6 protein-coding genes are annotated in these 5,581 nt (G+C 66.9%); all 6 read left to right on the top strand.

Annotated elements, in window-relative coordinates; genetic code table 11:
• Positions 1-528 (top strand): response regulator transcription factor (locus VR74_RS09300; RefSeq protein WP_045696131.1); only part of this gene is annotated, 528 nt, incomplete at its 5' end.
• Between the two features lie 25 nt (positions 529-553).
• Positions 554-1,981, top strand: a complete 1,428-nt coding sequence (locus VR74_RS09295) for an ATP-binding protein (RefSeq protein WP_299950014.1) — start codon at positions 554-556, stop codon at positions 1,979-1,981.
• An 8-nt stretch (positions 1,982-1,989) separates the two neighbouring features.
• Entirely contained in the window at positions 1,990-2,592 is a 603-nt protein-coding gene (locus VR74_RS09290; RefSeq protein WP_299950012.1) for a hypothetical protein, read from the top strand.
• A 67-nt stretch (positions 2,593-2,659) separates the two neighbouring features.
• The gene (locus VR74_RS09285) at positions 2,660-3,100 is read left to right on the top strand and encodes a cytochrome c maturation protein CcmE (protein WP_045696127.1); all 441 of its coding nucleotides are present in this window, start codon (positions 2,660-2,662) and stop codon (positions 3,098-3,100) included.
• 1 nt (position 3,101) lies between these two features.
• The gene (locus VR74_RS09280; protein ID WP_045696125.1) at positions 3,102-5,000 is read left to right on the top strand and encodes a heme lyase CcmF/NrfE family subunit; all 1,899 of its coding nucleotides are present in this window, start codon (positions 3,102-3,104) and stop codon (positions 4,998-5,000) included.
• Positions 4,990-5,406 (top strand): cytochrome c-type biogenesis protein, encoded by a 417-nt coding sequence (locus VR74_RS09275; protein ID WP_045696124.1) that lies wholly within the window; start codon positions 4,990-4,992, stop codon positions 5,404-5,406. Before VR74_RS09280 ends, VR74_RS09275 begins: the two co-directional genes overlap by 11 nt.
• Positions 5,407-5,581: the final 175 nt, after the last annotated feature.

Here is a 5,581-nt window from a genome sequence, read left to right as displayed (position 1 = left end):
GGCCTGCCCAAGATGGACGGCGTGAGCATCCTGAAGAAATGGCGCGCCGACGGAAAGTCCTTCCCCGTGCTGATCCTGACGGCGCGCGACCAGTGGAGCGAGAAGGTGGCGGGCTTCGATGCCGGCGCCGATGATTACCTGGCCAAGCCGTTCGTCACGGAAGAATTGCTGGCGCGCCTGCGCGCGCTGCTGCGCCGCGCGGCCGGGCATTCCGCCGCCACGCTGGAAGCGGGCAAGCTGATGGTCGACACGCGGGCGGCGCGGGCCATGGTGAATGGCGAGCCGATCAAGCTGACGGCGCATGAGTACCGCGTCTTGTCCTACCTGATGCACCATCAGGGACGGGTCGTGCCGCGCACCGAACTGGTCGAGCATATCTATGACCAGGACTTTGACCGGGATTCGAACACGATCGAAGTGTTCATCGGCCGCCTGCGCCGCAAGATCGGCGTCGACCGCATCCAGACCGAGCGCGGCCTGGGTTATCGCCTGATCGTGCCGGAAAACGAGGCGCGCGTTGCAGGATAGGCACCTGGCGTGCCAGACCGTGTGAATGGACCCGTCCGGCAACCCCGTTACCCGATTCATGGACCGCTGGCCGAACGTGTCGCTGGCCCGGCGGATGATGCTGGCCGCCGCGATATGGGGGCTGGTTGTCCTGATCGGCGGCGCCCTGGCGCTGTCGGCGCTGTACGGCGCGCAGACCCTTTCACTGCTGGAAGAAGACCTTGACCAGACGCTGGTGACGCTGACCCGCGAGATGAGCCAGGAAGGCGCCTTTCTCGACGATGGCCGGGTGACCGATACAGAACGCAATTTCCTGTCGAACGATGCCCGGTTCCAGACGCAGTATTCCGGCCGCTACTGGGCGGTTGTCGGCCTGGAGCCTGACCTGACCATTCAGGGCGACCTGCGCTCGCGCAGCCTGTGGGATGAACCTGTGCCGGTGTCGCCGGCGCAGATCGCGCGCGCGGTGGCCAATCCGGGAACGACCCATTTTGCCGATTTTGCCGGGCCGGCCGACCAGCGCGTGCGGGTGGCGGCGCGGGCGATCCTGCTGGAAAACAGGGAGACGCCGCTGGTGATCGTGGCCGCCGCGGACCGCACGCCGAATGACGAGGCCGCGACCCGGTTTCGCTCCATGCTTGTGGGCACGATGATCGCCCTGTTCGGCGGCGTGTTTGCCGCGATGGTGGTGGGCATCCGCTATTCGCTGCAGCCGCTGAAACGGATCGAACGCGACATTGCCGACATCCGGGCCGGAACGCGCCAGACGCTGCGCGAGGGATATCCGGTCGAGGTGCGTCCGCTGACGGAGGAGCTGAACAAGCTGATCGGGCACAATCGCGATGTCGTGGAACGGGCCCGCACGCATGTGGGCAATCTGGCGCATGCCCTGAAGACGCCGATCGCGGTATTGAAAAACGAGGCCAAGGGAGAGGGCCAGCTGGATGATGTCGTGCGCCGCCAGACGGAGACCATGCATGCCAATGTCGAGCATTACCTGAAAAGGGCGCGCATGGCGGCGCGGGCCGAAACGCTGGGCGCACGCACGGACGTGGCGCCGGTGGTGGAATCGCTGGCCAGCTTGCTGAACCGGTTGTTCGATGCAAAGGGCATCAATGTGAGTGTCGAGGACGACGGCGGGGCCGTCTTTCGCGGCGAGAAACAGGATTTCGAGGAAATGATCGGCAACCTGATGGACAATGCCTGCAAGTGGGCAAAGGCCGAAGTCGTGGTGCGCATCAGCGACGGGCCGCAAGACCTGGTGATTGATGTCGAGGATGACGGCCCGGGCCTGACGCCGGAGCAGCGCGAAGGTGCGCTCAAGCGCGGCGTGCGGCTGGATGAGACGACGCCCGGCACTGGCCTTGGCCTGTCGATCGTCACCGAACTGGCGGAGCTGCACAAGGGCCGCCTGGAACTGGATGAGAGTGCGCTGGGCGGATTGCGGGCGCGGTTGAGGTTTCCGAAAGCATGAGCCTGCACATGACCCGCATCCAGATGATCGTCGTGGCTGTTTGCCTTGCCATTGGCGTGGGCGGCTATCTTACGCTGGGCCGGCCGGGCATGGATGACATGCCGATGGACAAGCGCCAGACCGAAATCCTCGAGAAGATCCGCACGGCCCCCGAGACACTGACCGCGGCCGAGACGCTGGCGCGCCTGGAGCAGACCGCGATCGAGCAGCCGGATGCGCCGGAGCCGCACTATTTCATCGGTGAAATGCTGCGCGGCCAGAACCGCCCGGACGATGCGGCGCGGGCCTACCAGTCGGCCCTGCGCCGTGATGAGGCCCATGTGCCGGCGCTTGTCGGGCTGGCGACGGTGCTGGTCGAGCTGGATGGTGGTCAGGTGGGGCCGGACGCGGCGCGCCTGTTTGCGCGGGCCTATGAGCTGGACGATACGCAGGTACGGGCAGGCATGTGGGCGGCGATGGGCGCTGCGCAGGCCGGCGACCAGGACGGGGCGGCGCAGATGATGCGGGCCGTTTTCGCCAAATTGCCGGAGGACGACCCGCGGCGCGAACGGTTCAAGCCGATGCTGGACGTGATCGGGCAGGAGGCGCCGCAAGCGCCGGCGGAAGAGTAGGGCTTTCCGTCCCTTGCCGCATCTGCCGCACTGTCAAATGGGGCGGATGCCGGTATAGAGTGGCGCCATGAGAGCCCGGACGCGCAGATTATGGACTTTTGGTGTGGCAGCGGCCCTGCTTCTGGCAGCGGCGGGGCTGGCCTTCGTCGCCTTGCGGCAGAATGCGAACCTGTTTTACACGCCTGAAATCCTTGCAGAAAACGGCCTGCCAGACGCTGGCAAGGAAGTGAAGATCGGCGGCTGGGTGGAGCCGGGATCGCTGACCTATCCGGGCGATGGCAGCGAAATGGCCTTCACCGTGATCGACAACAGCCCGTCGACGATCAGCGTGCGTTTTACCGGGATTGCACCGGACCTGTTCCGCGAGGGGCAGGGCGTCGTCGCCGTCGGCACGTTTGACGCAAGCGGCACATTCACGGCGCGGCAATTGCTGGCCAAGCATGACGAGAATTACCAGCCCCGCGAGCTGAAGCCGCTGGGCGCGGGCCCGGCCGCAAGCGCCAGCTGACATGATCGAACTTGGCCACCTTGCGGCGTTCCTGGCGCTGGCGGCGTCGCTGGCGCAGGGCATTTTCGGCCTGACCGGCGCGCGGGCGCTGTCGGGGCGGGCTGCGCATGTGGCGTTCGGCGTTATGCTCCTGTCATTCCTGACGCTGGTCGTGGCCTTTGCGGAGTCCGACTTCTCGCTGGCGCTGGCGGCCAACAATTCCCACACGCTGAAGCCGATGATCTACAAGATTGCCGGGGCATGGGGGAACCACGAGGGCTCGATGGCGCTGTGGTGCCTGGTGACACTGGGCTATGGCGCAGCGGGCGCATTGTGGATGCGTACCGGCCGGGACCTGTTCGAGGCGCGCGCGCTGGGCGTGCAGGGCCTGCTGGCCAGCGGCGCGCTGGCTTACCTGCTGTTTGCCTCGTCGCCCTATCTGCGGCTGGATCCGGCCCCGCTGCAGGGGGCGGGGCTGAACCCGATCCTGCAGGATCCGGCGCTCGCCTTCCATCCGCCCATGCTTTACCTCGGCTATGTCGGCTATTCCTTCGTCTTCGCGCTGGCGGCGGCGGGACTGATGGATGGCCGGATTGACCGGGTGTGGGCGAAGGAAGCGCGGCGCTGGGCGCTGGCGGCCTTCATTCCGCTGACGCTCGGCATCGCGCTGGGCAGCTACTGGGCCTATTACGAGCTCGGCTGGGGCGGCTGGTGGTTCTGGGATCCAGTGGAGAATGCGTCGCTGATGCCGTGGCTGATCGGGGCGGCGCTGATGCACTCGGTCGTGGTGACGGAAAAGCGCGGCAGCTTTGCCGCCTGGACCGCCCTGCTGGCCGTGCTGGCCTTCCTGTTCTCGGTGATGGGGGCGTTCCTTGTGCGCTCGGGCATCCTGACATCGGTGCACGCGTTTGCCGTCGATCCGAAGCGGGGCATGCTGCTGCTGGCCGGACTGCTGGTCTATGGCGGATTTGCGCTAGGCCTGTTCGCGCTGCGGGCACCGAAACTGGATGGCGGGAAGCCGTGGGAAATGTTCAGCCGCGAAGGCGCGCTGGTTGCGAACAATGTGGTCCTGGTCGTGGCGGCGCTGACCGTGCTGCTGGGCACGCTGTTCCCGCTGATCGCCGAGGCGGCCGGGCGGACGATCTCTGTCGGCGAACCCTATTTCCGGCTGACCTTCGTGCCGATGCTGGCCTTGCTGCTGCTGATCCTGCCCGTGGTGCAGGTGTGGAGCTGGGGCAAGGCGGACCTGTCGGGCCTGTGGAAGTGGGCGGCGGGCGGTGTGGGTCTGGTCGCCGTGTTCCTGCTGCTGGGGGTTGGCCTGTGGGATATTCCGCTGGGCGCAGCCTTCGGGCTGGCGCTGGGCGTGTGGCTGGTTTTCGGGGCGGTGTGGGAGCTGAAGCGGCGGGCGGTGACGCCGGGCCGGGTGTTCCGGCTGCCTCTACGAGTATGGGGCATGACGCTGGCGCATATGGGGCTCGGCGTGTTCATCATCGGCGCGGTGGTTGAAACGACGCAGCGCTATGAGGCGACACTGGCGCTGCCGGTGGGGGGCACGGGCACGGTGGCTGGCTGGACCATCACCCTGAAGGAGGTTTACGCCATCGAGGGGCCGAACTGGTATGCCGACCGGGCCGAGCTGACGGCGCGCAAGGATGGCGCAATGGCAGAGCTGGCGCCGACCAAGCGATACTATCCGGCGGCACGGATGCCGACGACGGAAACGGCGATCCACAAGACGGGAATGGGCGATCTCTACATTGCGCTCGGCGACCGAAGGGATGTCGGCGGCGAGGACCGCTGGGTGTTGCGGGTGTATCTCAACCCGCTGATCGATCTGGTGTATCTTGGTGTCCTGTTGATGGGACTGGGGGCCTTGTTCAGCCTGTGGCCCAGGCGGCGGAGGACTGCCGATGCTTCTTAGATCCCTGCTGATGGGCCTGACGGCTCTCCTGCTGGCCATGGCTTGCGCGGCGCAGGCCCTCGACGATCCGGCCGAGGAGGCGCGGGCGCAGGCGCTGATGCGGGAGCTGCGCTGTGTCGCGTGCGAGAATGAGCCGATTTCGCAATCGTCTGCCGCGATTGCCGAGGACATGCGCGCGCGCGTGCGGGTGATGGTCAGCGAAGGTGCGAGCGATGACGAGGTGCGCGACTGGTTCGAGAGCCGGTATGGCGAGTTCGTGCTGTTCCGGCCGAGCAGCAAGGGCGTGGACGGGGTGATCCTGTGGGGCGGGCCGTTCGGCCTGTTGCTGATCGGCGGGCTGATCGTGTTTGTCCTGGCGCGGCGGCGCAAGGCGGGCGCCGAGCCTGTGGCGCCGGAAGACGTTTAACCCAGCGGGACCAGCGCAATGCGCGGCCCGGCGAGCCAGACGATCCAGCCGCCAAGCGCGATCCACGGACCGAAGGCCAGCTGCGTTTCGCCTGAGAGGCCGCGTTTGCCCAAGAGGCCGGCGGCAAGCGCGGCCAGCAGGCCGGTGACGGAGGCGACCAGCAGGACAGGCGCCA

Source organism: Hyphomonas sp. BRH_c22, assembly GCF_000961795.1.
GTDB lineage: Bacteria > Pseudomonadota > Alphaproteobacteria > Caulobacterales > Hyphomonadaceae > Hyphomonas.
This window is presented reverse-complemented; position numbering and strand designations above follow the sequence as displayed.

Excerpts from the sequence above, each read along its gene's own strand:
- VR74_RS09295 (WP_299950014.1), top strand. The coding sequence starts at position 554 with ATGGACCCGTCCGGCAACCCCGTTACCCGATTCATGGACCGCTGGCCG.
- VR74_RS09290 (WP_299950012.1), top strand. The coding sequence starts at position 1,990 with ATGACCCGCATCCAGATGATCGTCGTGGCTGTTTGCCTTGCCATTGGC.
- VR74_RS09285 (WP_045696127.1), top strand. The coding sequence starts at position 2,660 with ATGAGAGCCCGGACGCGCAGATTATGGACTTTTGGTGTGGCAGCGGCC.
- VR74_RS09280 (WP_045696125.1), top strand. The coding sequence starts at position 3,102 with ATGATCGAACTTGGCCACCTTGCGGCGTTCCTGGCGCTGGCGGCGTCG.
- VR74_RS09275 (WP_045696124.1), top strand. The coding sequence starts at position 4,990 with ATGCTTCTTAGATCCCTGCTGATGGGCCTGACGGCTCTCCTGCTGGCC.